We start from the raw sequence: 25,526 nt of genomic DNA, 5'->3' as shown, positions 1-25,526 counted from the left end.
GCCCGGTCCGCGCGTTCAGTCGGTCTGCGTGACCTTGTTCAGGCCCCGCGGCGCGTCGGGGTCCACGCCAAGCCTCCTGGCCAGTGCCTCGGTGAGCAACTGCCCGGGAACGATGAGGCCCATCGGGGCGACCCACTCCGGCAGGTCGGGGCCGTTCAGCGCGGCCGTGCCGGCCTTGGCGAGCGCCGCGCCGCCGCCGATCGTGTAGGCCGCCGCGCCGGCCGCCACCACCCGCTCGGCGAGCGCCACCGTGCCGGGCAGCGTCGGGCTGTGCTCCGCCGCCACCAGCAGCGCCGGCGTCTCGGCGTCCACGACCGCGATCGGCCCGTGCAGCAGGTCGGCGTACGACAGCCCCATGGCGTGCAGGTAGCAGGCCTCCTTGAGCTTGAGCGCCGTCTCCAGCGCGGTCGAGAACGCGAGGCCGCGGGCGGACACGACGGCCCCGTGCTTGTCGGCCAGGCCCTCGACGACCGCGTCCAGGTCGCCCGGGTTGGCGATCAGCTCCTCCACCGCGTCGGGCACCCGCTGCAGGTCGTCCGCCTCCACCTCGGCGCCGAGCCCCAGCGCGAGCACCGCCAGCGCGGCGAGCTGCGTCGTGTAGGTCTTGGTGGCCGGAACCGCCTTCTCCTCGCCGGCGACCGTGCACAGCGCCACGTCGGCGGCCTGCGCGAGCGGGCTGTCCGGGCCGCCGTTGGTGATGCCGACGGTCGCCGCCCCGCAGTCGCGCGCCCACGCCAGGGTCTCCACGATCTCCTCGGTGCGGCCCGACTGGGAGATCGCCACGGCCAGCACGCCGTCGAGGTCGAGCCTGCGCCGGTACGTCGTCGCCACCGACGGCGCCGCCAGCGCCGCCAGCCGCCCGGCGCGCGACTCGACGAGGTAGCGGCCGTAGACTGCGGCGTTGTCGGAGGTGCCGCGCGCGATGAACAGCAGCTGGCGGGTCCGCCCGCCGAGCGCCTTCACCTCGTCGACCCTGGGGAGGAGGGAGTCGAGCGTGGCCCGCAGCGCCGCCGGCTGCTCGGCGATCTCGCTGCGCATCTTCGTCGTCATCGCGCGCTCATCCTTCAATCGTTACCGTACGGACTTGACCCTGTTTTGCGACATGTGGTCTAGTCCGGACTAGACCAGTACGAACCATAACCTATTGCCCAGGTCAGATCGAGGGGAGGATCCGTGGCGCACATCGATCCCGACAGCCCGGTGCCCAAGTACTTCCAGCTACGCGAGATCCTGCTGGACCTCATCGACAGCGACGAGCTGAGCATCGGCGCCGCGATCCCGTCCGAGCGCGAGCTCTGCCAGCGCTTCGGCCTGTCCCGGATGACCGTGCGGCAGGCCGTCGACCATCTCGTGTCCGAAGGCCGCCTGCACCGGGTGCCCGGCAAGGGCACGTTCGTCGCCCGGCCCAAGATCGAGCTGGCGCTCCAGCTCACGTCGTTCACCGACGACATGCGGGCCCGCGGCATGGAGCCGGGCTCCCGCGACCTCGACCGCCGGATCGTGCGTGCCAGCGCCCACCTCGCCAAGGAGCTCGGCATCGCGCCCGGCGAGGAGGTCCACTTCATCGAACGCCTGCGCACGGCCGACGGCGAGCCGCTGTCGATCGAACGGGCGCACATCCCGGTCCGTCTGGCCCCAGACCTGGCCGAGCACGACCTGTCGGGCCGGTCGCTGTACGCGTTGCTGGAGAGCCGTTACGGCCTCGTCATGGACGCGGGCGAGCTGACCATCGACGGCGGCATCGCCGACCCGAGCGACGCCGACCTGCTCAAGCTGCCTCGCGGCGGGGCCGTGCTGCTGCTGCAGCGCCGGTCCTTCTCCGGCGGCGTCTGCGCCGAGCTGGGCGTCTCCACCTACCGCGCCGACCGCTACCAGCTCCGCACCGTCCTCGAGATGCCCGTACGGCGGAGCTGAGCGGCGGCCCCGCACACCGTCCGCCGTGACGGACCGGCCGAAGCCTCCGGCCCCGGAACCCGCCGCCACGTCCTCCTCCGAGGTCCTCCGAGGCCCGGGGACGCCTCCCGGGGCCATGCCTCCCAAGACCGCGACCACGATGCGCCACCCCCCACATCCCCGAGCCCCGCAGTCCGAGTCCCCCAGTCACGAGTCCCGCAGTCCCGCAGTCCCGCAGTTCCCAGTCCCCCAGTTCCCAGTCCCCCAGTCACGAGTCCCGCAGTCCCGAGTCCGCACACCACACCCCGGCAGCCCACGCCTCCGCACCCCACACCCCGCGAGCCCGTACCCCGCGAGCCCGAGTCCCGCGGGCCGGGACGTGGCATGACACCCTGAAACCCGCAGTACAAGTCCCGAAATTTCGTGATTCGACTCCTGACTCCCGGAGGCCGACTCCCCACTCCGGAGGCCCGACTCCCATCACCCGGAGGAACGCCCGGTGAACGAGACCACCGCCAGTCCTTCGCCGTACGCACGAGTGATGAGCGTGCTCCAGCGGCTCGGCCGCTCCCTCATGCTGCCGATCGCCGCCCTGCCCGCCGCCGCGCTGCTCGTCCGCTTCGGCCAGCCGGACATGCTCGGTTCCAACGGCGCCGAGCCCGGCGGGCTGGCCGACGTGGCCGGGTTCGGCCGGCTGAACCAGGTGGCCGAGGTGCTGGCCGCCGCCGGGACGGCGCTGCTGGACAACATCCCGCTGCTGTTCGCGGTCGGGGTGGCGATCGGGTTCGCGCGCAAGGCCGACGGCACCACCGCGCTGGCGGCGGTGGTGGGCTACATGGTCTTCGACCGGGTGACGAAGGTGATGTTCTTCGGCTCGTCCATCCGGGACACCGTGCTGCTGCGCAAGGTCGAGGGACGAAGCGTCACCGAGGTCATCGACCACGGCCTGCAGAACCCCACCATGGTGCTCGGCGGGATCCTCATGGGGCTGGTCACCGCCCTGCTGTGGCAGCGGTTCCACCGGATCAAGCTGCCGTCGTGGCTGGCGTTCTTCGGCGGGCGGCGGTTCGTGCCGATCGTCACGGCCTTCGTGGCACTGGTGCTCGGCGTGCTGGTCGGGTGGATATGGCCGTTGCTGGCCGACTGGATCAGCGCGGCGGGTGAGGGGCTGACCACGCTGGGACCGCTGGGCACCGGCCTCTACGGGTTGATCAACCGGTTGCTGATCCCGCTGGGGCTGCACCACTTCGCCAACTCGATCGTGTGGCACGTGGTGCCGCAGTGCGAGGTGGGCGGGCGGGTTCTCGGCGGTGACTGGAACTGCTACTTCGGCGGGGCCGAGCACGCGGGGCAGTTCATGGCGGGGTTCTTCCCCATCATGATGTTCGCGCTGCCCGCCGCCGCGCTCGCCATGTGGCGGGCGGCGCCCAGGCCCCGGCGTCCCGCCGTGGGCGGCATCATGCTGTCGGCCGCCCTGGCCTCCTTCGTGACGGGCATCACGGAGCCGATCGAGTTCGCGTTCATCTTCGTGGCGCCGCTGCTGTTCGTCGTGCACGCCGTACTGACCGGGCTGGCGATGGCGCTGACCACGCTGATCGGCGGGCAGCTCGGCTTCGGCTTCTCCGCGGGCCTGCTGGACATGCTGCTCAACGCGGGCAAGGCCAACACCGCCAACCTGCCCGGCATCCTGCTGCTCGGCGCGGTGTACGGGGTCGTGTACTACGCGGTGTTCAGCTTCCTCATCCGAAGGCTCGACATCATGACCCCGGGCCGTGAGCCCGAGCCGGACGTGGACTCCGGCGAGACGGGGCCACCCTCCCCCCAGCAGGCGTGAGGCGGGGGTTCCGGACACCACCCTCCTGCCCGTTCCCTTCCCGAACGCGCGGCCGGTCGCCGCTGGGCCGCTCCAACTCGGCCCGACGTTCCACGCAGAACGCCGCGAACAGGCGGCGTTTCCGAGAAAGCTGGCGGCCGACGTATCCGGAGGCGGGGCCGAAAACTCCTTGTAGTGATCGTCCCCCTATGACCATGGAGCGTTCATGGGCCTCCTGCACACCACCCGAACGACCCCATCCCCCTCCGCCCCGGCGCGAGGAAGGGCGCCGCGCCCCTCCGGGGCCGGACCCGCCCCCGTGCCTCTCACGCCGGCGCGGGCGGCGGCGTCCCACCGGCCCGCCGCCTCCACCCCGCGGGTGCGCGGGGCCCTCGCCCCCGAACCTGATCCCCTGGTGTGGGGCCCGCCGGGCGCGATCCCCGACGAGCGCGGGCTGCGCCTGCTGGGCCAGGCGCTGGCCGAGGTCCTCACGGGCCGCCGCCCCGCGGAGACCGTCGCCGGACGCCTCACCGACCTGGCCTACCGCGAGCTGGTCCGCGCCGGCCAGATGATCCGGGCCACCCGGCCCCCGCTCGCCGGGGTCCCCCACGTGACGGAGCCCCGGGAGGGCGTGGTCGAGATGTGCCTGCTGATCCGTTGCGGCGAACGCAGCCACGTCCTCGCCCTGCGTCTCGAACGGCGCGGCGTCCAGTGGCTGGTCACGGACTTCGAGACCGCCTGACGTCGAGCAGGAGGGTGAGGCCGTGCCGTCCTCCTGCTTAAGACATACATCATGTGTACTAAACTTCCCTATCAAGTCTCTCGATTGGGTCAAATAAGGAGTGATAGATGAAGTGGCCACAGCCCTCGATGCGCGGCAGGCGGTGAAGCGCCATGACCATGATCTACAAGTCCGAGGCCGGTGGACGTGAGCTGCTCGACCACTACCGGCGGGCACTGGACGCCTGGCCGGTCACCGCCGAACACGTACGCGTGCCGACCCGCGAGGGTGAGACCTTCGTCCTCGTCTCCGGCCCGCCGGACGCGCCGCCCCTGGTGCTGCTGCACGGCTCGGGCGCGAACACGTCGATGTGGCGAGGAGATGTCGCCACCTGGTCCCAGCACTTCCGCACGTATGCCGTCGACCTCGTGGGCGAGCCCGGACTGAGCGCACCCTCGCGCCCCGCCCTGGGCTCCGGCGCCGTGTCACTCTGGCTGGACGACGTACTGGACGGGCTAGCGATCACCGACGCCGCGTTCGTCGCCACGTCCCTCGGCGGCTGGATGGCCCTCGACTACGCCGTCCGCCGCCCAGGACGAGTGACTCGCCTGGCCCTGATGTGCCCCGGCGGCGTGGGCCGGCAGAAGGTCGGCTGGATCTTCAAGGAGCTGCTGGTTCACCCGTTCCGGCGCGGCGGACTGCGCGAGTCGGCGATGGCTGTCGCCGGTCTGGACGGGGAGCGGGACCGGCAGGCCCTCGACGCCGTCGTCCTGACGTTCACGCACTTCAACCCGCGCAGGGAGAAGCTCCCGGTGTTCTCCGACGACGCGCTGCGTGGCCTCACCATGCCCGTGCTCGTCATCGTCGGCGACCGTGACGCCATGTTCGACTCGCGCCGGACCGCGCGGCGCGTCCGTGAGTGCGTTCCGCGCGCGACCGTGCGCCTGCTCCCCGAGGTCGGTCACGCCGTCTTCGGCCAGGCCGAGCCGATCGCCGCGTTCCTCCGGACCTGAACACCGCGATGGGGCGCTTGCGGCACCCATCCGGTGAAGAGCCCGCCGCTCGGGCGCCCGGCGCCCGGACGGACTGCAGGCCCGCGCCGTGTGGCGCGGGCCTGCGTCGGGTCTGGCCGGGGCAGAGCCGTGTCGGCCCGGCCGGGCCTAGGCGGCGTTCTTCGGGTCGCCGTGGCAGCGCTTGTACTTCTTGCCCGAACCGCACGGGCAGGGCGCGTTGCGCTCGACGTTGCCGTAGGCCGCCCGCTCCTCCGGGGTGGTGCGGACGCGGGTGTGCTCGACCTCGCCCTGCTCACCCGGCGCGGTGTACTCGAGCTCCGCCGGACGCTGGGGGCCGCGCAGCCCGCGCGCGATGATCGAACGGGTCTCCGCGACGGTCGCGTCCTCCTCCTCGACGATCGGGTTCTGCTGAACCTCGACCTCGATGTTGAACAGGAACCCGACGGAGTCCTCCTTGATGCCCTCGAGCATCGCGGCGAACATCTCGTAGCCTTCGCGCTGGTACTCGATCTGCGGGTCCTTCTGCGCGTAGGCCCGCATGCCGATGCCCTCGCGCAGGTAGTCCATCTCGTAGAGGTGCTCGCGCCACTTGCGGTCGAGCACCGACAGGATGACCCGGCGCTCGAACTCGCGCATCGCCTCCGAGCCGAGCTCCTGCTCGCGCCGGTCGTACGCGGCGAGCGCGTCCTGCGTGATCTTCTCGCTGATCAGCTCGGCGGTGAGGTCCTCGCGTCCGCCGGCCTCCTCGACCAGGGCGTCGATGGTGACCTGGATCGGGTAGAGCTCGCTGAACGCCTTCCACAGCTTCTCGAGGTCCCACTCCTCGGCGAAGCCCTCGGACGTGGCGCCGGCGACGTAGCCCCGGATCACGTCACCGACGAAGCCGCGCACCTGCTCGTGCAGGTCGGCGCCCTCCAGCACCCGGTGGCGCTCGGCGTAGATGACCTTGCGCTGGCGGTTCATCACCTCGTCGTACTTGAGAACTTCCTTGCGGATCTCGAAGTTCTGCTGCTCGACCTGGTGCTGGGCGGAGGCGATGGCCTTGGAGACGATGCCCGACTCGATCGGCTGGTCGTCGGGGATGTTGAGCCGCGTCATGATCATCTCGACGCGGGCCGAGTTGAACAGGCGCATCAGGTCGTCGCCGAGCGAGAGGTAGAAGCGCGACTCGCCGGGGTCACCCTGGCGGCCGGCCCGGCCGCGGAGCTGGTTGTCGATGCGGCGCGACTCGTGACGCTCGGTGCCGAGGACGTAGAGGCCGCCGATCTCGACGACCTCGTCGTGCTCGGCCTTGACCGCGGCCTTGGCCTTCTCCAGCGCCTCCGGCCAGGCCTTCTCGAACTCCTCGGGAGTCTCGACCGGGTCGAGACCGCGCTGGCGCAGCTCCAGGTCTGCGCGGAACTCGGGGTTGCCGCCGAGCATGATGTCGGTGCCGCGACCGGCCATGTTGGTGGCGACGGTGACGGCGCCCTTGCGGCCCGCCTCGGCGATGATCGCGGCCTCACGTGCGTGGTTCTTGGCGTTGAGGACCTCGTGCGGCACGCCGCGCCGCTTGAGCGCCCTGGACAGCCGCTCGGACTTCTCGACCGACGTGGTGCCGATGAGCACCGGCTGACCGGCCTCGTAGCGCTGCTTGATGTCCTCGACCACCGCGTCGAACTTGGCGTCCTCGGTCTTGTAGACGACGTCGGCCTGGTCCTTGCGGACCATCGGCCGGTTGGTCGGGATGGGCACCACGCCCAGCTTGTACGTCTTGTGGAACTCGTTGGCCTCGGTGACCGCCGTGCCGGTCATGCCGGACAGCTTCTCGTAGAGGCGGAAGTAGTTCTGCAGGGTGATCGTGGCGAGAGTCTGGTTCTCGTCCTTGATCGCCACGCCCTCCTTGGCCTCGATGGCCTGGTGCATGCCCTCGTTGTAGCGACGGCCGTGCAGGACGCGCCCGGTGAACTCGTCGACGATCAGGACCTCGCCGTCGGCGACGATGTAGTCCTTGTCCTTCTTGAACAGTTCCTTGGCCTTGAGCGCGTTGTTGAGGAAGCCGACCAGGTGGGTGTGCTCGGGCTTGTAGAGGTTGTCGATGCCGAGCCAGTCCTCGACCTTGGCGACGCCGGCCTCCAGGACGCCGACGGTGCGCTTCTTCTCGTCGACGACGTAGTCGCCGGTGCTCTCCTCGCCGGGGTTCTTCGCCTCGACGCCCCTGCGCAGCCGGGGCACGATCTTGGCGAACTCGGCGTACCACTTGCCGGACTGCTCGCCGGGGCCGGAGATGATCAGCGGCGTGCGGGCCTCGTCGATGAGGATCGAGTCGACCTCGTCGACGATGGCGAAGAAGTGGCCGCGCTGGACGCACTCGTCGAGCGACCAGGCCATGTTGTCGCGCAGGTAGTCGAAGCCGAACTCGTTGTTGGTGCCGTAGGTGATGTCGGCCTCGTACTGCTTGCGCCGGTCCTCGCCCTGCTGGCCGGACAGGACCACGCCGACCTCGAGACCGAGGAAGCGGTGCACGCGGCCCATGTTCTCGGCGTCGCGCTTGGCGAGGTAGTCGTTGACCGTCACCACGTGGACGCCCTTGCCCGCCAGCGCGTTGAGATAGGCGGGCAGGGTGCAGGTGAGGGTCTTGCCCTCACCGGTCTTCATCTCGGAGATGTTGCCCATGTGGAGGTTGGCGCCGCCCATGATCTGCACGTCGTAGGGGCGCTGGCCGAGGACGCGGCGGGCCGCCTCGCGTACGGTGGCGAACGCCTCGGGCAGCAGGTCGTCGAGCGACTCCCCGTCCTTGTAGCGCTGCTTGAACTCGTCCGTCATCGCGCGCAACTCCGCGTCGGACAGGCTCGTGAAGTCGTCCTCGATGGAGTTGACCTGGTCTGCGATCCTCTTCAGCTTGCGGAGGGTCTTGCCCTCGCCGGCACGCAGGATCTTGTCGAGAATGGCTGCCACTTTATGTAAAGCTCCTCGCAGGTCTACCCCGGCGGCGCCGCCAGGAGGAGAGGCCGAGACAAACTTCCCCGCTGCCATGGTAGGCGGTTCCGTCGGCGGACACAGCCACCGCGACATCCGGGGCGCCGGCCACGTCTGGGAGAATGGGGGTCCAGGCAGAGGGTATGCCGGTTGACAGCCGGTTCGCACCAAATAGCGGGATATCCGGCAAAGGAAGGAAATTGTCATGGTAGAGGGCGCGAAGTCGGAGCAGACTGAGAATCTCGGCAGTCACGGCGGACGCGCGTCTTCGTGGCTCGCCGTCACCGTCATGCTGATCGGCACCATCGTGGGCGGAGTCGGCCTGACCATGGCGAGCTGGACGCTCGTCTGGGTCGGCGTGGGCCTGTTCGTCGTGGGCGGGGTCCTCGCCCTCGTCTTCGACATCTTCTCCGACGTCGTGATCGACGCGCCCCGCGTGGGCATGTCGGTCGAAGACCACCGCTGATCCAGCACCACAGCGGGCACCGGCTCCTCCGCGGTGCCCGCTTTCGGCATGCCCGCCACCACCCCGCCACCCCCTTCCGCCGCACGCCCGCCTCACCGCCCTCCCTCCCCCTCGCCGCTCGCACGGCCTCCTCGTCCTCCCGTACGCCCGGGTGACGGCTCCCGGGTGACGGCGTGCGGGCCTCCCCTGTCCCCGACGAGGGCGCGTCCGGATGAAACGGCGACCGAGGCGGCGAGTCCCGGCGCAATACTCAAAACGCCACTTTCCCGGCGAACCCGTCATGTGGCAGGGGCGTTTTCGTCGGTGGCCGGCGCTAGCATGCCCCGCATGCTTCGCCGTACCAGGGACACCCACGCCGGGGACGCCCGCACCAGGGGCACCCGCCCCACGGACACCCGCCCAGCGGACACCCACACCTCCGACACCCACTCCACGGGCACGCCGACATGACCGACCTGACGGCCGACGAGGCGCGGCGGATCATCCTGCGGGCCCAGGGGCTGCTCGGCGCCGACGGGCGGCGTGGCGGCGTGCACGGCATGCTGCGCAGGCTCGGCGCCGTGCAGCTCGACACGATCTCGGTGCTCGCGCGCTCCCACGAGCTCGTCGCCTACGCGCGGCTCGGCGCGGTCGGCCGCGACACCGTGGAGCGCGCCTACTGGCACGACCCTGCCCACAGCTTCGAATACTGGTGCCACGCCGCCTGCATCCTGCCGATCGAGCACTGGCCGCTCTACGCCTTCAGGAGGCGCGCCTACCGCCAGCAGCGCTACCGCTGGCACGAGGTGCCCGCCCACGTCGACCAGCTGCTGGAGCAGGTGCGCGCGTCCGGCCCCGTGACGACCGCCGACGTGGGCGGCGCGCGGGCCACGCGCAACGGCGAGCCGGGCGCCGGCGAGTGGTGGGACTGGTCCGACTCCAAGATCGGCCTGGAGTGGCTGCTCGACATCGGCGAGCTGGTGTGCACCCGCCGGGTCGGCTGGCGCCGGGTCTACGATCTCGCCGAGCGCGTGGTGCCCGCCGACCTCCTGGCCGAGGACCTCTCCGACGAGGAGTGCGTGGTCCGGCTCGCGCGCATCGCCGGCCGGGCGCTCGGCGTCGCCACCCGAGCCGACCTGATCGACTTCCTGCGGCTCAAGGGCCGGTTCGCCGCGATCCTGGACGAGGCTCTGCTCAGCGGGGCCTCCGGTCTGGTCCCGGTGACGGTCTCCGGCTGGCCGGCCGGCGCCCGGGCCAACGGCTCCGCCTCCAGGGCCGCCACGGTCACGACCGCCGGGGCGGCCGGAGGCACGCCCATGGTCCCGCTGCCGGAGCCGGCGGCGGCCCGGGCGGCGGCCGCGCGGGCGGCGGCCGGCGCCTGGGCCGACCCCGTGGCGCTGGAGTCGGAGCCGCGCGGCCGGCACCGCAGCACGCTGGTATCGCCGTTCGACTCGCTGATCTGGCACCGGGGCCGCACCGAGCGGGTCTTCGGCTTCGCCTACCAGCTGGAGCTCTACGTGCCCCGGCACAAGCGCGTGCACGGCTACTTCACGATGCCGGTGCTGGCCGGCGGCCGGCTCATCGGCCGGGTGGACCCGGCCCGCGACGGCACCACGCTGGTGGCCCGTCAGCTCAGCCTGGAGCCCGGCCTGACCGCCTCCAGGTGGGCCGACGCGCTGCGCGACGCCCTGTGGTCGGCGGCCGAGTGGGTGGGCTGCGACGCCGTACGAGTCGAGCGGGCCGACCCGGGCCTCGCAGCCCACCTGGAGGCCGGCGTCAGGTGATCTCCAGCATGCGCTCGCGCACGGCGTAGACCACGGCTTCCATGCGCGAGTGCAGCTGCAGCTTGTCCAGGATGTTGCGGACGTGGTTCTTGACCGTGTTCTCGCTGATGAACAGCTGCTTGGCGATCTCCCGGTTGTTCATGCCCTTGGCGACTAAGCGCAGCACCTCCATCTCGCGCTCGGTCAGCCGCGGCACCGGCAGCTGGGGGGGCCGCTCGGCCTCCTTGCGGCTCATGTTCGCGAACTCGCTGATGAGCTTCGCGGCCATGGCGGGATTGATGAGCGACTGCCCCTCGTACACCCCGCGCACCGCCGCCGGCACATCGTTGATCTGCACGTCCTTGAGCAGGTAGCCCGTGGCACCGGCCTTGATGGCCTCGAAGAGGTCCTCCTCCTCGTCGCTCACCGTCAGCATGATGATGCGGGTGCTCGGCACCGAGGCCTTGATGCCCTTGGCGGCCTCGATGCCGTCCTGCCGGGGCATGCGCACGTCCATGAGCGCCACGTCGGGCATGAGGCGGTCGGCCAGCTCGACCGCCTCCTGCCCGTCGCTCGCCTCGCCGACCACGTCGATGTCCGGCTCGGCGGCCAGCGCCAGCGCCAGGCTCCGCCTGATCAGCTCGTGGTCGTCCACGATCAGCACGCGAATCGGCTCGCCTCTCGGCGTGCCCGCCTCACCGGGCTCGGTCACGAGGCCTCCTTGGCGAGCCTCGCGATCTCGCTCCGCTCGCGCACGTGCACCTGACTGAGCTCGCTCACGTCTCCTCCTCGTCGGGGGGCCAGAGCCGTCGGACCGCCCATGATGGCACGGGTGCCGCGATCCTCGGTCGGTCGAGAAGATCTTTTAAGACGCTATCAGGGCTCGACGAGCCGCAACACGCCGTAGTTGTAGCCGCGCCGGTTGTAGACCACCGACGGCTGGCCGCTCTCCTTGTCACGGAACAGGTAGAAGTCGTGTCCGACCAGCTCCATCTCGAGGAGGGCCTGGTCGATGGTCATGGGTTCGGCTCTGTGGAACTTCTCCCGCACGACGAGTGGTCCCTCGCCGTCCATCTCGATCGGGACGATGTCGTCGTACTGCTTGTCGTCGGGGAGCTGGTCCTCTTCGGACACGGCCGGCTCGGGGACCAGCGTGGCCTGCTGGGGCGCGAGGTCGACGTCGGGTAGCGTCGCGGTGAGCTCTGCCACGGAGGGCGGGCAGTGGTTGCCGTGGTGGACCTTGCGGCGGTCGGCGAGACGGCGCAGGCGCCCTTCGAGTTTGTCCATCGCGATGTCGAGGGCGGCGAATCGGTCGTCCGCCGAGGCTTCGGCCCTGATGGCCGGCCCTCGGGAGTGAATCGTCAGCTCGACGCGCTCCCGCTGCCCGGCGAGGCGCGGGTTGCGCTCCTTCGACACCTCCACATCGACTCGGATGAGCTTGCTATCCAGACGCTCGATCCTGGCCAGCTTGGTCGTCACGTGGTCTCGGAACCGCTCACTCACGCCCGTGTGCCGGCCCTTGACGATGATGTCCATGCAACAGCCCCCCTTCGTCTAACGACTGAGAAAGAGCGCCCGACGACGCGCCCGCCGGACGGGGTTCTCTGTCTTCCTCTCTGTCACCGTTCCCCTCTTCCGACGCTCCATCACCGGGATCTCGGAAGGCACCCGTTCGGCCGACCTGGTCTTCGACCCCACATCCGCCTGCTGAGGCTTTCGCAGCTCTGATGCCACTACTGGCCTTCTCTTCTGACGGGGGACATCTGGACCCCCGGGAAGGCAGGACTTACCCCTAAGCCGCACCGTGATCGGTCGACGAAGAGTCGCCTTACGTGGGCCGTTTCGCCTGCGGCTGGCATCGGCTAGCAGAGCCGGGACTCCCGGCCCTGCGCAACCACGGACCCGAACGGGTGCCATGTCAGAACGCTATCCGGATCGGACCCGAATGTCAGCTTGCGGATTGCCCAAAGGATCACTTTCCGTGATTTCCCTAGGGTGTGACGGGGGTGAAGGATGTCCCACTCCACGGTCGGCCACGTGCTATGCCCCGGTGATGAGTGCCCTCTGATCTGGGGAGGTCCGGCACAGTGGGTAGTGATATGTGACCCTCTGGTGAGGGGTTACGGCCCCCATCCTCTTTACCCAACGTGACCGTAATCCTTTTTAAGATCTCCGGCGTGTCGCGGCGACGGTGGCGGCGAACAGCACCTCGGCGCCCCGCGCGCGCAGCGCCCGGGCGGCTTCGGACAGGGTGGCGCCCGTGGTGACGAGATCGTCCACGAGCACCACGGGCAGGGCCGGCGTGGCGCGGCCGGCGACGCCGAGCGAGCCGGCGAGGTTGGCCGCCCGCCGCCGCGCGTCGAGGCCCGCCTGGTCGGCCACCGGCCGGATGGGCGCCAGCACCGCGTCGGAGCGGGCCGCGTGGCCGCAGGCGGTCAGCAGGCCGGCCGCCCGGGCGGCCAGCCGCCCGACGGGGTCGTGGCCGCGCGCCCTGCGGGTGCGGCGCGCGCTCGGCACCGGCACGAGGACGAACCCGGCCGCCGCCGGGTGGGGGCGGCCGGCGACGCCGGCGGCCACGGTGCACGCCAGCGCCTCGGCCAGAGGCGCCGCCAGGGCCACCCGGGCGCGCTCCTTGTAGGCGATGAGCGCCCGGCGGACGGGCCCGGCGTAGTCGGCGGCGGACCAGCAGTCGGGCAGGCCCGCTGGACGGGGCTCAGGCAGGCGGCGGGCCGGCGCGACGAGGCCGGCCAGGCAGGGGCCGCAGAACGGCTCCCCGGGCGCGTCACAGCCCGCACAGCGCTGCGGGAGGAGCAGGTCGAGCAGGGCACGGGACACGTCCGCCAGGATGCCGCCCGTCACCGACACTTTCTCGCGCGGGCTCCGGTCCGGCGCCCGGCCGGGCCGGGCGCCGGCGCGGACGGTCCGGCGCCGGTCCGCGCCGGCAGGTCAGCCGAGCTGGAAGAACGGGCGGGTGTCCTCGGCGGCGACCTTGGACACCCAGGTCTGCTTGTCGCCGAACTCGAGGACCTCGTTGCCCTGGTCGGTGGCGGCCAGGATGCGCTCGCCCAGGGCCGTGATGCCGCGCAGCCGCCTGCCGGGCGAGGGCAGCTGTTTGGTCGCGCCGTCGCCGACGTTGATCTCTCGGACGCTCTGCACCTTCTCGTCCTTGCTCTCCACGAGCACGAGCAGGCGCTCACCGTCCTGCCAGGCGATGTCGCGGATCTTCTCGTTCGCGACGGTGGTGAGCGTGTGGAAGTTGCCCAGCATGGGCGAGCCGGCGCCGCCGGTGATGGCGCCGACCCGGACCTCGGTCTCGCCGATGGTCACCGCGACGCGCACGCCGTCCCTGGCGACCCGCAGGCTGGTGACGTCGAGGCCGTCGAGGCCGGGGGCGGCGACGCGCTCGGGTCCGCGCCCGGCGGACGGGTGGCAGCGCAGCACCGTGTCGTTCGCGCGGTCGTACGTCCATAGGGTCCCGTCGCGCCGCCATGACGGAGCGGTCAGGTCGGCGCCCTGCACCCACTGCTCCCACTGGCCGTCGGGGGCCACGCGGGTGACCCAGATGCCGCCGGTGCCCTCCTTGCCGCGGGCCGCCACGAGGTCGGCGGCGCCCGACATGGCCATGTCGCGGAACTCGCCCGGCTGCCCGGCGGGCCCCTGGACGGCGTTGCCCGCGCCGTCGCTGAGCGTGTAGATGGCGCCCTTGCTGGTGAAGTACGCGGGGCGGGCGTTGTTGTTGTCGAACCAGTCCTCGCTCTCGCGCAGGTTGGCGGGCACGACGAGGGACTCGGAGGAGTAGAACGGCTCGCCGTCGAGCTGCACCTCGATGGGCCGGCCGTTGGCCATCTGGTTGTCGTTGAGGCTGAACTTGAGCTGCGCCTGAAGGCCGTCGGCGAAGACGCCCTCGGGGTCGAGGGGCCCGCTGAGGTCCACGACCACGCGTTCCTCGGCCGACCTGACGGAGCGCACGCTCGTGCCCTGCGGGAAGACGCTGCCCACCGCGCCGTGCAGCGCCCTGCTCGGGCCTTCGAGCAGGCGCCTGACGATGGTCTGGGCGAAGTTCTCGGTGGGTTTGACCCGCAGCCACACGCGGTCGACCACCAGGCGCCGGTCGGGCAGCAGCCGGTCGGTGCCGGGTGGGCCGGCCAGGAAGTAGAGGTTGGTGGGGCGGTAGGCGCGGGTCAGGTCGTCCTCGGTCAGCAGCAGCCCGGTGGTGCCCGTGACCGACTTGACGCGGTAGGCGCCCTGCTGGTTTTTCACCAGCGTGAAGAACACCTGCATGTCGGGGGCGTCGGCGGCAGCGGGCACGTACGTGTCGTCGGCCTCGATGCGGGCGACCGGCGGGCCGACCAGCTTGATGACCACCTCGCTGCCGCCGGCCTTGCTGTCGTACTCGTACTTCAGCGAGTTGCCGATCACGATAACCGGGCCGTCGGGCTTCCACGTCTTGGCCGTCTCGGGCGTCAGGTAGTGGGGCAGCACGGACGGGTCGTCGGCGTAGGCGGCCATCGCGGCCTGCAGCCCCGCCACCACCTGCCGGGGGTCCCAGTCGTCCCGCGGCCGCACCGCGATCATGCGCTGGAACGGCCGCGTCAGCTCGTCGCCGCCGCCGGCCTCCTCCATGGGGAACGGCCCGCCCACCGGGATCACGGCGCAGCCCGTGCCGGTGGAGGCCAGGGTCAGCGCCGCCAGCGCGGCGACGAGGCGCCTAGACCTCGTCATGGACGGCTCCGTCGCTCGACGCCGGAAGCAGCACCGGGGTCATGTGGCCGCGCCATGTGCGGCGCATCTCGATCTCGGGCGGCACCAGCGACAGTGGGGAGCCCTTGAGGTCGGCGCCGGCGGTCCTCGGCAGCGTCAGCCTGAACTGGGAGCCCTCCCCCGGCTGCCCCCACGCCTGCAGCCAGCCGCCGTGCAGCGTCGCGTCCTCGCGCGAGATGGCCAGGCCGAGGCCGGTGCCGCCGATGGTCCTGGCCCGCGACGGGTCGGCACGCCAGAACCGGTCGAACACCATCGTCTCCTCGCCGGCCTTCAGGCCGATGCCGTGGTCGCGCACCGCCACCGCGACGGCGTCGCGGTCGGCGCCCACGGTCACCACGACGTCCCTGCCCTCGCCGTGCTCGATGGCGTTGAAGAGCAGGTTGCGCAGGATGCGCTCGACCCGGCGGTTGTCGATCTCGGCCATGCACGGCTCGTTGGGCAGCCGCAGCTCGAACCGGGTGGAGTGGCGCTCGGCGAGCGCCTCGGAGTCGGCGATGGCGCGCAGCACCACGTCGCGGATGTCCACGGGGTCGAGGTCGAGGGTGGCGGCGCCGGCGTCGTAGCGGCTGATCTCCAGCAGGTCGGCGAGCATCGCCTCGAAGCGTTCGAGCTGGGCCTGCATGAGCTCCGCCGAGCGGGCGGCCATCGGCTCGAAGTCCTCGCGGGAGTCGTAGAGCAGGTCGGCGGCCATCCGGACGGTGGTCAGCGGGGTGCGCAGCTCGTGGGAGACGTCGGAGACGAACTGGCGCTGCACCTGCGAGAGCTCCTCCAACTGGTGGATCTTGAGCGCGAGGTTGCCCGCCATCTCGTTGAAGGAGGTCGCCAGGCGGGCCAGGTCGTCCTCGCCGCGCACCTTGAGCCGCTCGTCGAGCTTGCCTGCGGCCAGGCGTTCGGCGGCCTGGCGGGCGAGCCGTACGGGGGTGACGACCTGCCGGGTCACCAGGTAGGCGATGGCGGCGAGCAGCAGCACCAGCCCGAAGCCCACCACGACGATGGCGAGCCGGACGTTGGAGAGCATCTGCTCTTCCTCGGTGAGCGGGAAGAAGTGGTAGACCTCGTAGACGCCGCCGCTTTCGGGGGTGACCAGGCCGCCGATCACCAGGGTGAGCCTGGGCTGGGCCTCGCCGTCGAAGCGGATGAGCGCCTGGTGCCGTTGCGGCTTGTCGCCCGGGATCTTGCCGACCTGGCGTTCCATGCCCTGCCGCAGCCCCTCCGGGACGTTGACGGGCGTGAGGTTGCCCGAGGCGCGCGACGCGGCGGGCGCGGCCGGGTTGAGCACGAGCACCTCGTAGCGCTTCTTGGAGCCGTCCTCGACGGAGCCGGTGATGCTGTCCATCACGCTGTCGAGCGGGTTGACCGGGGTGTTCTTGCCCGCGTTGGCCGGCGGCGGCTGCTCGTCGGGCTTGCGGTTGAGCGCGTCCTCGATCTGGACGCGGTCGGCGAAGGCCTCGCTGGCCGCCGAGGCCTGGCGACCGGCGATGACGGACTTGTTGATCTGGTCGGACAGGAACACGCCGAGCACGACGACCACGGTCACGGAGATGACCAGCGTGCTGGTGACCACCTGCAACTGCAGCGACCTGCGCCAGACGCGCCGCAGGGCGCCCGCGGCACGGCGCGCCCGACGACGGGCACCGCCGAGGATCTGGCGCAGTGTCCGTCTGCGTGGCCGGGTGGTCCGTGTCGCAGGCATGACCGTTCGGGTGGAGGGCTAGGCGGGGCCGGCTTTGTAACCCACGCCGCGGACGGTCACCACGATCTCGGGGTGCTCGGGGTCCTTCTCGATCTTGGCGCGGAGCCGCTGCACGTGGACGTTGACCAGGCGGGTGTCGGCGGCGTGACGGTAGCCCCAGACCTGCTCGAGCAGCACCTCGCGGGTGAACACCTGGCGCGGCTTGCGTGCCAGCGCCACCAGCAGGTCGAACTCGAGCGGCGTGAGGTTGATGGTCTCCTCGCCGCGCTTGACGGAGTGACCGGCCACGTCGATCGTGATGTCGCCGATCTGCAGGATCTCGGGGGTCGGCTCGTCGGTGCGGCGCAGCCGCGCGCGCACCCTGGCGACGAGTTCCTTGGGCTTGAACGGCTTGACGATGTAGTCGTCGGCGCCCGACTCCAGGCCGAGCACGACGTCGATCGTGTCGCTCTTGGCGGTGAGCATGACGATCGGGACCCCCGACTCGGCCCTGATCCGGCGGGCGACGTCGATGCCGTCGGCTCCCGGGAGCATCAGGTCGAGCAGCACCAGATCCGGGCGGGTGTCCCGGAAGGCGTCAAGGGCCTTGTCGCCGTCGGAGACAAAGGACGGCTCGAAGCCTTCCCCGCGCAACACGATGCCGAGCATCTCGGCAAGGGCGGCATCGTCGTCGACGACTAGCACACGACCTTTCATGGCCCCTCATCCCGTTCTTCGCATTGTGGGACATACCCGCACGACCGCTGAAGGTTACCCTTGGTGTGTCCATGTGTGAGACACGAGACCTTCAAAAGGCGAATTTTAGACTGGCAACAGGATCGCACCCTCAGTCTGCGGTAACCGACCGACTTTCGGCCATCCCCCGATGAGATCCTTGACCCGGTTCGCCCCAGTATGCAAGGGATCACCTGCAGGACACCACGCCCTGTTCCCCCGTGCCAGGATGGACACATGTCAGACGGTCACGGCCCCACGCCCGAGACACCGCCGGGATGGGCGGTCGAGCAACCCCCGCCCTACGGCGCACCGCAGGCCTCGCCGTGGACCGCCCCCGGGTCGCCTCCGCACACCGGCCCCGGTCACGGCCCCGGACCGGTCCCGGCGCCCCAGGGCCCGCCACAGCAGTGGCGGCAGCCCGGCTGGGGCCATCTCCCGCCGCCCGCGCTGCGCCCCGGCATCATCCCGCTGCGCCCGCTGGGCCTCGGCGACATCCTCGACGGCACCATCAAGCTCATCCGGTCCAACCCCAAGGCGGTGCTCGGCCTGTCCGCGGTCGCGGCGCTGCTGGCCGCCGTCCCGGTCGCGATCGGCAACGTGTTCCTGCTCGACGCCACGGCCACGGCGATGGCCGACCCGACGAGCGACCCCGACGACCTTCCCGGCGGCTTCCTCGCGCAGTTCGGCGGGCCGCTCGTGTCGCTGGCCGTCGGCTTCGTGGTGGTGACCATGCTGACCGGGGTGCTGACGCGCATCCTCGGCCGGGCCGTCTTCGGCGGCGGCATGACCGCGGGCGAGGCCTGGCGGCTCACCCGGGGGCGGGTTCCCGCGCTGTTCGCCGTGGTGGGGCTGCAGGCCGCCATCCTGCTCGCCCCCCTGCTGGTCGTCGGCCTCCTCGTGTGGGCGCTGGTCGCCTCCGGCTCCTCCGTGTCGCCCGGCGGCGCCGTGGCGGGCTTCTTCCTGGTGATGGTCCTCTACGTCGGCTACGTGCTGTTCTTCCGGACCCGTTTCGCGTTCGCGGCGCCGGCCGTGGTGCTCGAGGGCCGGGGGCCGCTCGCCGCGATGCGCCGCTCCTGGACGCTGGTGAGCGGCGGCTTCTGGCGGGTGCTCGGCATCCTGCTGCTCACCTCGCTGCTGGTCGGCCTCATCGCCTCGATCCTGCAGCTGCCGTTCACCATCGTCGGCACGGTCCTCGGCATGCTGGGTAAGGGCGGCGTCGGCACGCTCGTCCTGGCGGGCGTGCTGACCGCCGTCGGGGGCACGCTCGGCGCGATGATCACCTACCCGTTCGAGGCGGGCGTCGCGGGGCTCCTCTACGCCGACCGGCGGATGCGCAGCGAGGCCTTCGACCTGGTGCTCCAGACCGCCGCGATCGAGCAGCAGCGCCAGGGCTGGGTCCACTCCTCCGCCGACGACCTCTGGCACCCGTCCAACTCCGCCGGATCGTGACCCCCATCGGCAGGGACGAGGCCGCCCGCCGGGCCGCGGACGAGCTCCTCAAGCCCGCCTACGAGCACGAGCCCCTGCTCGACCGGATCTGGCGGTACGTCCAGCAGTTCGTCGGCGACCTGACGGACGCGGCCGCCGGCGGCGGGGAGGCCGGCGGCGTCATCGCCGCCGTGGTCATCACGCTGCTCATCCTCGCCGTCATCGTGCTGGTCGGCTGGCAGCTCCGGCGCACCTCGCGCCGCAACGCCGCGGCGTCCGCCGCGCTGTTCGGCGAGCGCGTGCTCAGCGCGGCCGAGCACCGCCAGGCCGCCGCGAGCCTGGCCGAGCAGGGCCGCTACACCGAGGCCATCCAGGAACGGCTCCGCGCCATCGCCCGCGACCTGGAGGAACGTGCCCTCGTCGACGGGCTGCCCGGCCGCACGGCCGACGAGCTGAGCGCCGAGGCGGGCCTGGCCCTGCCCGCGTTCGCCGCGGAGCTGGCCGCCGCCGCCCGCTCGTTCGACGAGGTGACGTACGGCGGCGTCCCCGGCACCCGTCCCGCCTACGACGCCATGACGGCGCTCGACGAGCGCCTCCGCGTCGCCAGGCCGGTGACGCCCACGCCCGGCGCCATGAGCGGCGGCGCGGGCGGCGGCACGCTCGGCGCCATGACCGGCGCCATGACCGGCGGCATGGGCGGCGGCATGGGCGGCGGTACGGGCGGCGGCGCGGCGCCGGGCGCCCGTGGAGGCGCGGCATGAGCGTCGACATGCGCCCGGCGGACAACCGCGAGTCCGTCTCCGCCTCTCCCACCGTCCGCTCGACCTGGCGCTCCATCCGCGTCGCCGTCCTGCTGGGCGTGCTCATCGTGGCGACGGCGGTCGCCGGCGTGCTGCTCTCCTCCGGAGACCGCGCCTCACGCCCGCTCGACCCCGACGACACCTCGCTCGCCGGGGCCAAGGCACTGGCCCAGTTGCTGCGCGCCCGCGGCGTCACCGTCGAGCGGGTCGACTCCGTCGAGGCCGCGCGGGCCAGGTCCGCGCAGGGCGGCCGGCTGCTGCTGATCACCGACGTGACCGCCTTCGACGAGGGGCGCCTGGCGGCCATCCCGGGCGACCGGCTCGTCGTCGGCGACCTGTACGGCCTCGACGACCTGGCGCCCGGCGTGCGGAGCCTGACCGGCTCCCCCCGCGAGCGCTCCCGCGAGCCCGCATGCCCGCTGCCGGCGGCGACGGCCGCGGGCAGCGCCTACCTGGGAGCCGCCGCGTTCAGCGCCCCGGCGGGCGCGACCGGCTGCTACCCGGCGGGCGAGGGCTGGACACTGGTCAGCTTCCCCAACGCCGGCGGCACCACCACGGTCGTCGGCAGCGGCTCATTCCTGACCAACCAGCGCCTGGCCGAGGACGGCAACGCCGCGCTCGCGCTCAACCTGGTCGGCGCCAACCGGGCCGTCACCTGGCTGGTCGAGCCCGAGACGCCGCCGGTGGGCGAGCCGGCGGGACCCGAGGGCGTGAGCGTGTACGACCTGATGCCCGAGAGCGTCACGTGGGCCGTCGGCATGGCGTCCATCGCCGTGTTCGTCGTGGCCCTGTGGCGCGGCCGGCGGCTCGGTCCCGTGGTCACCGAACGGCTGCCGGTCGTGGTGCGGGCCGCCGAGACCGTCGAGGGCCGCGGCCGGCTCTACCGGGCCAGGCGGGCCCGTGCCAGGGCCGCCGACGCGCTGCGGGCGGGCGCCGTCGACCGGCTCACGCCCCGGCTCGGGCTCGGTTCGAGCGCGGCCCGGCACGAGGTCGTGGGGGCCCTCGCCGTACGGACCGGGCTGGACGCGCGGCAGGTGGACGCGGCGCTCTACGGTCCCGCGCCCGCCGACGACGCCGGGCTCGTCGCCCTGGCCCGATACTTGGACTCCGTCGAAAGGACGATCGGTGAACTCTGAGGGGACCCCGTTCACGGCCACCCGCGGTGACGCGGCCAGGGAGGCCCTGGGCGCGCTGCGCGCCGAGGTCTCCAAGGCCGTGGTGGGCCAGGACGCGGTGGTGACGGGGATGGTCATCGCGCTGCTGTGCCGGGGGCACGTGCTGCTCGAAGGCGTCCCGGGCGTCGCCAAGACGCTCATGGTGCGCACGCTGTCGGCGGCGCTGACGCTCGACTTCAAGCGGGTGCAGTTCACGCCCGACCTGATGCCGGGCGACGTGACGGGCTCGCTGATCTTCGACGCGCGCACGGCCCGGTTCGAGTTCCGCGAGGGGCCGGTGTTCACCAACCTGCTGCTCGCCGACGAGATCAACCGCACGCCGCCGAAGACGCAGGCGGCGCTGCTGGAGGCGATGGAGGAGCGGCAGGTCAGCGTCGAGGGCGACGCGCGGGCGCTGCCGGACCCGTTCGTGGTGTGCGCGACGCAGAACCCGGTGGAGTACGAGGGCACCTACCAGCTTCCGGAGGCGCAGCTCGACCGCTTCCTGCTCAAGCTGACCGTGCCCCTGCCGCCGCGCGAGCAGGAGATCTCGGTCCTCGAACGGCACGCGCTCGGCTTCGACCCGCGCGACCTGTCGGAGGTCAAGCCGGTCGCCACCGCCGACGACCTGGCGGCCGGGCGGGAGGCGGTGGCCGGGGTGCACGTGGCCCCCGAGGTGCTCGGCTACATCGTGGACGTGGCGCGGGCCACCCGCAGCTCGCCGGCGCTGCAGCTCGGCGTGTCCCCGCGCGGCGCGACCGCGCTGCTGGCCGCCTCGCGGGCATGGGCGTGGCTGTCGGGCCGCCCGTACGTCACTCCCGACGACGTGAAGGCGCTGGCCCGGCCCGCGCTGCGGCACCGCGTGCAGCTCCGGCCCGAGGCCGAGCTGGAGGGGGCGAGCGCCGACGGCGTGCTCGACGGCATCCTCGCCTCGGTCCCGGTTCCGCGCTGATGGCGCTGACCGGACGCGCCGGGCTGCTCGCGGCGCTCGGCATCGTGGTGGTGGCGCTGGCGCCGCGGCCCGGTGCCGCGCTGGCCGGGGTCTGCCTGCTGCTGGCCGCCGCGGTCGTGGTGGACCTGCTGTTCGCGGGGGCGGTCCGGCCGCTGCGCTTCCACCGTTCGGGCGACAGGCTGGTCCGGCTGGGCCGGCCTGTCACGGTCGAGCTAGTCGTGGAGAACCCCGGCTCCCGGCGGGTGCGCGGCGTGCTGCGGGACGCCTGGCCGCCGTCGGCCGGGGTGACGCCGCGCACCATCGAGCTGGACGTGCCGGCCGGTGAGCGGCGCCGGCTCACCCTGACGCTCGCCCCGACGCGGCGCGGCGACCGGGAGTCCGTGGCGGTCACCGTGCGCTCGCTGGGGCCGCTCGGGCTGGCCGCCCGCCAGGGCACGCACCGCTCGCCCTGGTCGGTGCGGGTGCTGCCGCCGTTCCTGTCGCGCAAGCACCTGCCGTCGCGGCTGGCGCGGCTGCGCGAGCTGGACGGCCGGCACCCGGCGCTGGTGCGCGGCCAGGGCACCGAGTTCGACTCGCTGCGCGAGTACGTGGTGGGCGACGACGTGCGCTCCATCGACTGGCGGGCCACGGCGCGCCGGCACGACGTCGTGGTCCGCACCTGGCGGCCCGAACGCGACCGGCGGGTGCTGATCGTGCTCGACACCGGCCGCACCTCGGCCGGGCGGGTGGGCGAGGCGCCGATCCCGCTGGCCGGGGCCGCGGCGGGCGGCGGCGGGCTGCTGGCGGCCCCCGACACCCGGCCGGTGCCGGGCTGGCCGCGGCTCGACTGGTCGATGGACGCGGCCCTGCTGCTCGCCGCGCTCGCGGGCCGGGCGGGCGACCGCGTCGATTTCCTCGCCTACGACCGGGCCGTGCGGGCCTGGGTGGCCGGGGCGTCGCGCACCGAGCTGCTGACGTCGCTGGTCAACGTGATGGCGCCGATCGAGGCCGAGCTGGTCGAGGCCGACGCGCAGGGCATGGTGGCCGCGATCCTGTCGCGGGCCAAGCGGCGCTGCCTGGTGGTGCTGCTCACCGACCTCAATCCGGCGGCCATGGACGAGGGGCTCATGCCGGTCCTGCCGCAGCTCTCCTCCCGTCACCTCGTGCTGGTGGCCGCCGTCTCCGACCCGCTGGTGGCCGCCATGGCCGCCGGGCGGGACACGGCCGAGGAGGTGTACGACGCGGCGGCGGCCGAGCAGGCGCGGCTGGCGCGCAGGCGGATGACGGCGCGGCTGCGCCGCCACGGGGTCGAGGTGGTGGACGCGCCTCCGGACGACATCGCGCCGGCCCTGGCCGACGCCTACCTGGCGTTGAAGGCCGCCGGGCGGCTGTGACCGCCCCGCGGGCCGGTCACGCGCTCGGCACCACGTCGGGGGCGCGTTCGAGGTCCCCGGTCTCGTCCCGCCGTACGGCCCGCCGCCCGAACACCACGACGTACGCCAGGAAGGCCGCCTCGGCGAGCACCCCGATGCCGATCCGCGCCCACGTGGGCAGCCCCGACGGGGTGACGAACGCCTCGATCAGCCCCGACACGAAGAGCACCACGACCAGCCCGAGCGCCACGCTGACCACGGCCCTGCCCTGCTCGGCCAGCACCTCGACGCGTCTGCGCGGCCCGGGATCGATCACCGTCCAGCCGAGCCGCATGCCGACGGCCGCGGCGAGGAAGACGGCGGTGAGCTCCAGCAGGCCGTGCGGCATGATCAGCCCGAAGAAGATGTCGAGCTTGTCGCGGGAGGCCATCAGGCCGCCGGAGATGGCCACGTTGGCGGCGTTGAACCACAGCACGAACGGGATCGGCAGGCCCAGCAGGATCGCGTACATGATGACCTGTGCCGACACCCAGGCGTTGTTGATCCAGACCCGGCTGGCGAAGGAGGCGGCGGGGTTCTCGGAGTAGTAGTCGGCGAAGTCGTGCTCCACGAGCTGGGTGATCTCCTCCGGCGAGGCGACCGACGCCTGCACCGCCGGGTCGCCGGCCACCCACGCCCCGAACACCCACGACACCGCGACGAACGCCAGGCCGGTGACCAGCCACCACCACCGGGCCCGGTAGGCCACCACGGGGAACGACACGGTGAAGAACCTGCCGAGCTCCCGCCAGGCCGGGGCGCGGCCGCCGGTGACGGCGGACCTGGCCCGCGCCACCAGCGCGGACAGCCGGCCGGCCAGCATCGCGTCGGCGGAGGCGGACCGGACGATCGACAGGTGCGTGGACACCCTCTGGTAGAGGTCCACCAGCTCGTCGACCTCGGCTCCGGTCAGCGACGAGCGGTGCTTGACCAGGTGCTCCAGCCGGTCCCAGGTGGGCCGGTGTGCCGCGACGAACGCATCGATGTCCACCCGACCATTCTGGCCGGTCGAGCAACCGGCCTTTGCCGTTAGGCTCCACGTATGTCAGAGGTTGTGACCGGAGACGCCGTCGTCGTCGAGGTGCGGGTGGCGCAGATGCCGTCGCGTGCCCTGGCTCTCTTCATCGACATGGCGGTGCAGTTCACGGTCCTGGTGGCGTCCTACGTGGTGCTGCAGGCGTTCTCGGTGATCTCCGACGCGGCGATGTTCGCGGCGGTGTCGATCGTGCTCAGCGTGCTGGTGCTGGTCGGCTATCCGGTGATCTTCGAGACCGTCAGCGGGGGTCGCAGCCTGGGCAAGCTGGCCATGGGGCTGCGGGTGGTGAGCGACGACGGCGGCCCCGAGCGGTTCAGGCAGGCGCTCTTCCGCGGCCTGGCGGGCGTGCTGGAGTTCTGGATGTTCTCCGGGGCGCCCGCGCTGATCTCGTCGCTCATCTCCCAGCGCGGCAAGCGGCTCGGCGACGTGTTCGCCGGCACGATCGTGATCTCCGAGCGGGGGCCGCGCGACACGGGGCAGGCCATCGTGATGCCGCCGCCGCTCGCGGCCTGGGCGTCGCGGCTGGAGCTGTCGCGGCTGCCGGAGGAGGTGGCGGGGGCCGCCCGCCAGTACCTCGTGCGCTGGCACGACCTGGCGCCGCACGTCCAGCACGAGATGGGGGTCCGGATCGCCACCCAGGTGGCGGCGTTCGTGTCGCCGCCGGCGCCGCCGGGGGTGCCGGCGCACGCCTATCTGAGCGCCGTCCTGGCCGAGCGCCGCAGGCGCGACCACGAACGGTTGGTCCGGCGCATGGCCGGCCACGCCCCCCAGGCCGGACCCGGCGCGGCGCCCTTCCCACCTCAGGGGCCTGCCCCGGCGCCCTACCCTCCGCAGGGGCCTGCCCCGGCGCCGTTCCCCCCGCAGGGGCCCGCCGCGGCGCCGTTCCACCGGCCCGGGGCTCCCGCGCCGGCGCAGGAGCCGCCGCGACCGTCCTCCGGCGGCTTCGCGCCGCCCGCCTGAGTGCGGGCGGGCGGCCCGCCCGAGGAGG

22 protein-coding genes are annotated in these 25,526 nt (G+C 72.3%); 13 read left to right on the top strand and 9 right to left on the bottom strand.

The genetic code is table 11. The features are described 5' to 3' along the window. Positions 1–15: 15 nt before the first annotated feature. Entirely contained in the window at positions 16–1,050 is a 1,035-nt protein-coding gene (locus CXR44_RS06030; protein ID WP_101783871.1) for an SIS domain-containing protein, read from the bottom strand. A gap of 123 nt (positions 1,051–1,173) precedes the next feature. Here CXR44_RS06030 and CXR44_RS06025 point away from each other — a divergent pair, with 123 nt between their 5' ends. From CXR44_RS06025 to CXR44_RS06010, 4 genes are all read left to right on the top strand, one after another. After that, the gene (locus tag CXR44_RS06025) at positions 1,174–1,914 is read left to right on the top strand and encodes a GntR family transcriptional regulator (RefSeq protein ID WP_101783870.1); all 741 of its coding nucleotides are present in this window, start codon (positions 1,174–1,176) and stop codon (positions 1,912–1,914) included. Positions 1,915–2,392: 478 nt separating this feature from the next. After that, on the top strand, positions 2,393–3,727 hold the full coding sequence (locus CXR44_RS06020; protein WP_101783869.1) for a PTS transporter subunit EIIC: 1,335 nt from the start codon (positions 2,393–2,395) through the stop codon (positions 3,725–3,727). 298 nt (positions 3,728–4,025) lie between these two features. Further along, a complete protein-coding gene (locus CXR44_RS06015) occupies positions 4,026–4,448 on the top strand; it encodes an Rv3235 family protein (protein WP_101783868.1) in 423 nt (140 codons plus the stop codon). 152 nt (positions 4,449–4,600) lie between these two features. Beyond that, positions 4,601–5,440: an alpha/beta fold hydrolase gene (locus tag CXR44_RS06010; RefSeq protein WP_101783867.1), complete on the top strand. Its 840-nt coding sequence runs from the start codon at positions 4,601–4,603 to the stop codon at positions 5,438–5,440. Between the two features lie 147 nt (positions 5,441–5,587). Here CXR44_RS06010 and secA read toward each other — a convergent pair whose 3' ends face one another. Then, on the bottom strand, positions 5,588–8,377 hold the full coding sequence (gene secA, locus CXR44_RS06005) for a preprotein translocase subunit SecA (protein ID WP_101783866.1): 2,790 nt from the start codon (positions 8,375–8,377) through the stop codon (positions 5,588–5,590). A 226-nt stretch (positions 8,378–8,603) separates the two neighbouring features. Between secA and CXR44_RS06000 the strand changes: the two genes are divergently transcribed. From CXR44_RS06000 to CXR44_RS05995, 3 genes are all read left to right on the top strand, one after another. After that, a complete protein-coding gene (locus CXR44_RS06000) occupies positions 8,604–8,864 on the top strand; it encodes an HGxxPAAW family protein (RefSeq protein ID WP_101783865.1) in 261 nt (86 codons plus the stop codon). A gap of 327 nt (positions 8,865–9,191) precedes the next feature. Further along, positions 9,192–9,314 (top strand): hypothetical protein, encoded by a 123-nt coding sequence (locus CXR44_RS41615; RefSeq protein ID WP_281260248.1) that lies wholly within the window; start codon positions 9,192–9,194, stop codon positions 9,312–9,314. Next, complete coding sequence (locus CXR44_RS05995) at positions 9,311–10,627, top strand: winged helix-turn-helix domain-containing protein (protein ID WP_101783864.1); 1,317 nt, start codon at positions 9,311–9,313, stop codon at positions 10,625–10,627. The genes CXR44_RS41615 and CXR44_RS05995 overlap by 4 nt, the downstream gene beginning before the upstream one ends. On the opposite strand, the gene CXR44_RS05990 is transcribed toward CXR44_RS05995, so the two are convergent. The 6 genes from CXR44_RS05990 to mtrA form a co-directional block, all read right to left on the bottom strand. Beyond that, positions 10,620–11,318, bottom strand: coding sequence for a response regulator (locus tag CXR44_RS05990; RefSeq protein ID WP_101783863.1), 699 nt, complete (start codon positions 11,316–11,318; stop codon positions 10,620–10,622). The genes CXR44_RS05995 and CXR44_RS05990 overlap by 8 nt on opposite strands. A gap of 164 nt (positions 11,319–11,482) precedes the next feature. After that, positions 11,483–12,142: a ribosome hibernation-promoting factor, HPF/YfiA family gene (gene hpf / locus CXR44_RS05985; protein ID WP_101783862.1), complete on the bottom strand. Its 660-nt coding sequence runs from the start codon at positions 12,140–12,142 to the stop codon at positions 11,483–11,485. Positions 12,143–12,769: 627 nt separating this feature from the next. After that, on the bottom strand, positions 12,770–13,465 hold the full coding sequence (locus CXR44_RS05980) for a ComF family protein (protein ID WP_245898875.1): 696 nt from the start codon (positions 13,463–13,465) through the stop codon (positions 12,770–12,772). Positions 13,466–13,552: 87 nt separating this feature from the next. Then, the gene (locus tag CXR44_RS05975; protein WP_101783861.1) at positions 13,553–15,328 is read right to left on the bottom strand and encodes an LpqB family beta-propeller domain-containing protein; all 1,776 of its coding nucleotides are present in this window, start codon (positions 15,326–15,328) and stop codon (positions 13,553–13,555) included. Further along, positions 15,315–17,060, bottom strand: coding sequence for an MtrAB system histidine kinase MtrB (mtrB, locus tag CXR44_RS05970; protein ID WP_101783860.1), 1,746 nt, complete (start codon positions 17,058–17,060; stop codon positions 15,315–15,317). The genes CXR44_RS05975 and mtrB overlap by 14 nt, the downstream gene beginning before the upstream one ends. An 18-nt stretch (positions 17,061–17,078) precedes the next feature. Beyond that, positions 17,079–17,756, bottom strand: a complete 678-nt coding sequence (gene mtrA, locus CXR44_RS05965) for an MtrAB system response regulator MtrA (RefSeq protein WP_043620615.1) — start codon at positions 17,754–17,756, stop codon at positions 17,079–17,081. Between the two features lie 255 nt (positions 17,757–18,011). Here mtrA and CXR44_RS05960 point away from each other — a divergent pair, with 255 nt between their 5' ends. The 5 genes from CXR44_RS05960 to CXR44_RS05940 are packed head-to-tail and all read left to right on the top strand — an operon-like array spanning position 18,012 to position 23,484. Then, positions 18,012–19,226, top strand: coding sequence for a glycerophosphoryl diester phosphodiesterase membrane domain-containing protein (locus CXR44_RS05960; RefSeq protein ID WP_101783859.1), 1,215 nt, complete (start codon positions 18,012–18,014; stop codon positions 19,224–19,226). Continuing rightward, the gene (locus CXR44_RS05955; protein WP_101783858.1) at positions 19,223–19,966 is read left to right on the top strand and encodes a DUF4129 domain-containing protein; all 744 of its coding nucleotides are present in this window, start codon (positions 19,223–19,225) and stop codon (positions 19,964–19,966) included. The genes CXR44_RS05960 and CXR44_RS05955 overlap by 4 nt, the downstream gene beginning before the upstream one ends. Continuing rightward, positions 19,963–21,141 carry a DUF4350 domain-containing protein gene (locus CXR44_RS05950; RefSeq protein WP_245898874.1) on the top strand — a complete coding sequence of 393 codons (1,179 nt, stop codon included), beginning with the start codon at positions 19,963–19,965 and terminating at the stop codon, positions 21,139–21,141. Before CXR44_RS05955 ends, CXR44_RS05950 begins: the two co-directional genes overlap by 4 nt. Next, positions 21,131–22,111, top strand: coding sequence for an AAA family ATPase (locus CXR44_RS05945; protein WP_101783857.1), 981 nt, complete (start codon positions 21,131–21,133; stop codon positions 22,109–22,111). The genes CXR44_RS05950 and CXR44_RS05945 overlap by 11 nt, the downstream gene beginning before the upstream one ends. Beyond that, on the top strand, positions 22,111–23,484 hold the full coding sequence (locus CXR44_RS05940) for a DUF58 domain-containing protein (protein ID WP_101783856.1): 1,374 nt from the start codon (positions 22,111–22,113) through the stop codon (positions 23,482–23,484). Before CXR44_RS05945 ends, CXR44_RS05940 begins: the two co-directional genes overlap by 1 nt. A 16-nt stretch (positions 23,485–23,500) precedes the next feature. On the opposite strand, the gene CXR44_RS05935 is transcribed toward CXR44_RS05940, so the two are convergent. After that, positions 23,501–24,493 carry a stage II sporulation protein M gene (locus tag CXR44_RS05935; RefSeq protein ID WP_101783855.1) on the bottom strand — a complete coding sequence of 331 codons (993 nt, stop codon included), beginning with the start codon at positions 24,491–24,493 and terminating at the stop codon, positions 23,501–23,503. A 51-nt stretch (positions 24,494–24,544) separates the two neighbouring features. On the opposite strand from CXR44_RS05935, the gene CXR44_RS05930 reads away from it, so the two are divergent. Next, on the top strand, positions 24,545–25,498 hold the full coding sequence (locus CXR44_RS05930) for an RDD family protein (protein WP_101783854.1): 954 nt from the start codon (positions 24,545–24,547) through the stop codon (positions 25,496–25,498). Positions 25,499–25,526 lie beyond the last annotated feature (28 nt).

The organism is Nonomuraea indica, from assembly GCF_002850745.1.
GTDB lineage: Bacteria > Actinomycetota > Actinomycetes > Streptosporangiales > Streptosporangiaceae > Nonomuraea > Nonomuraea indica.
This window is presented reverse-complemented; position numbering and strand designations above follow the sequence as displayed.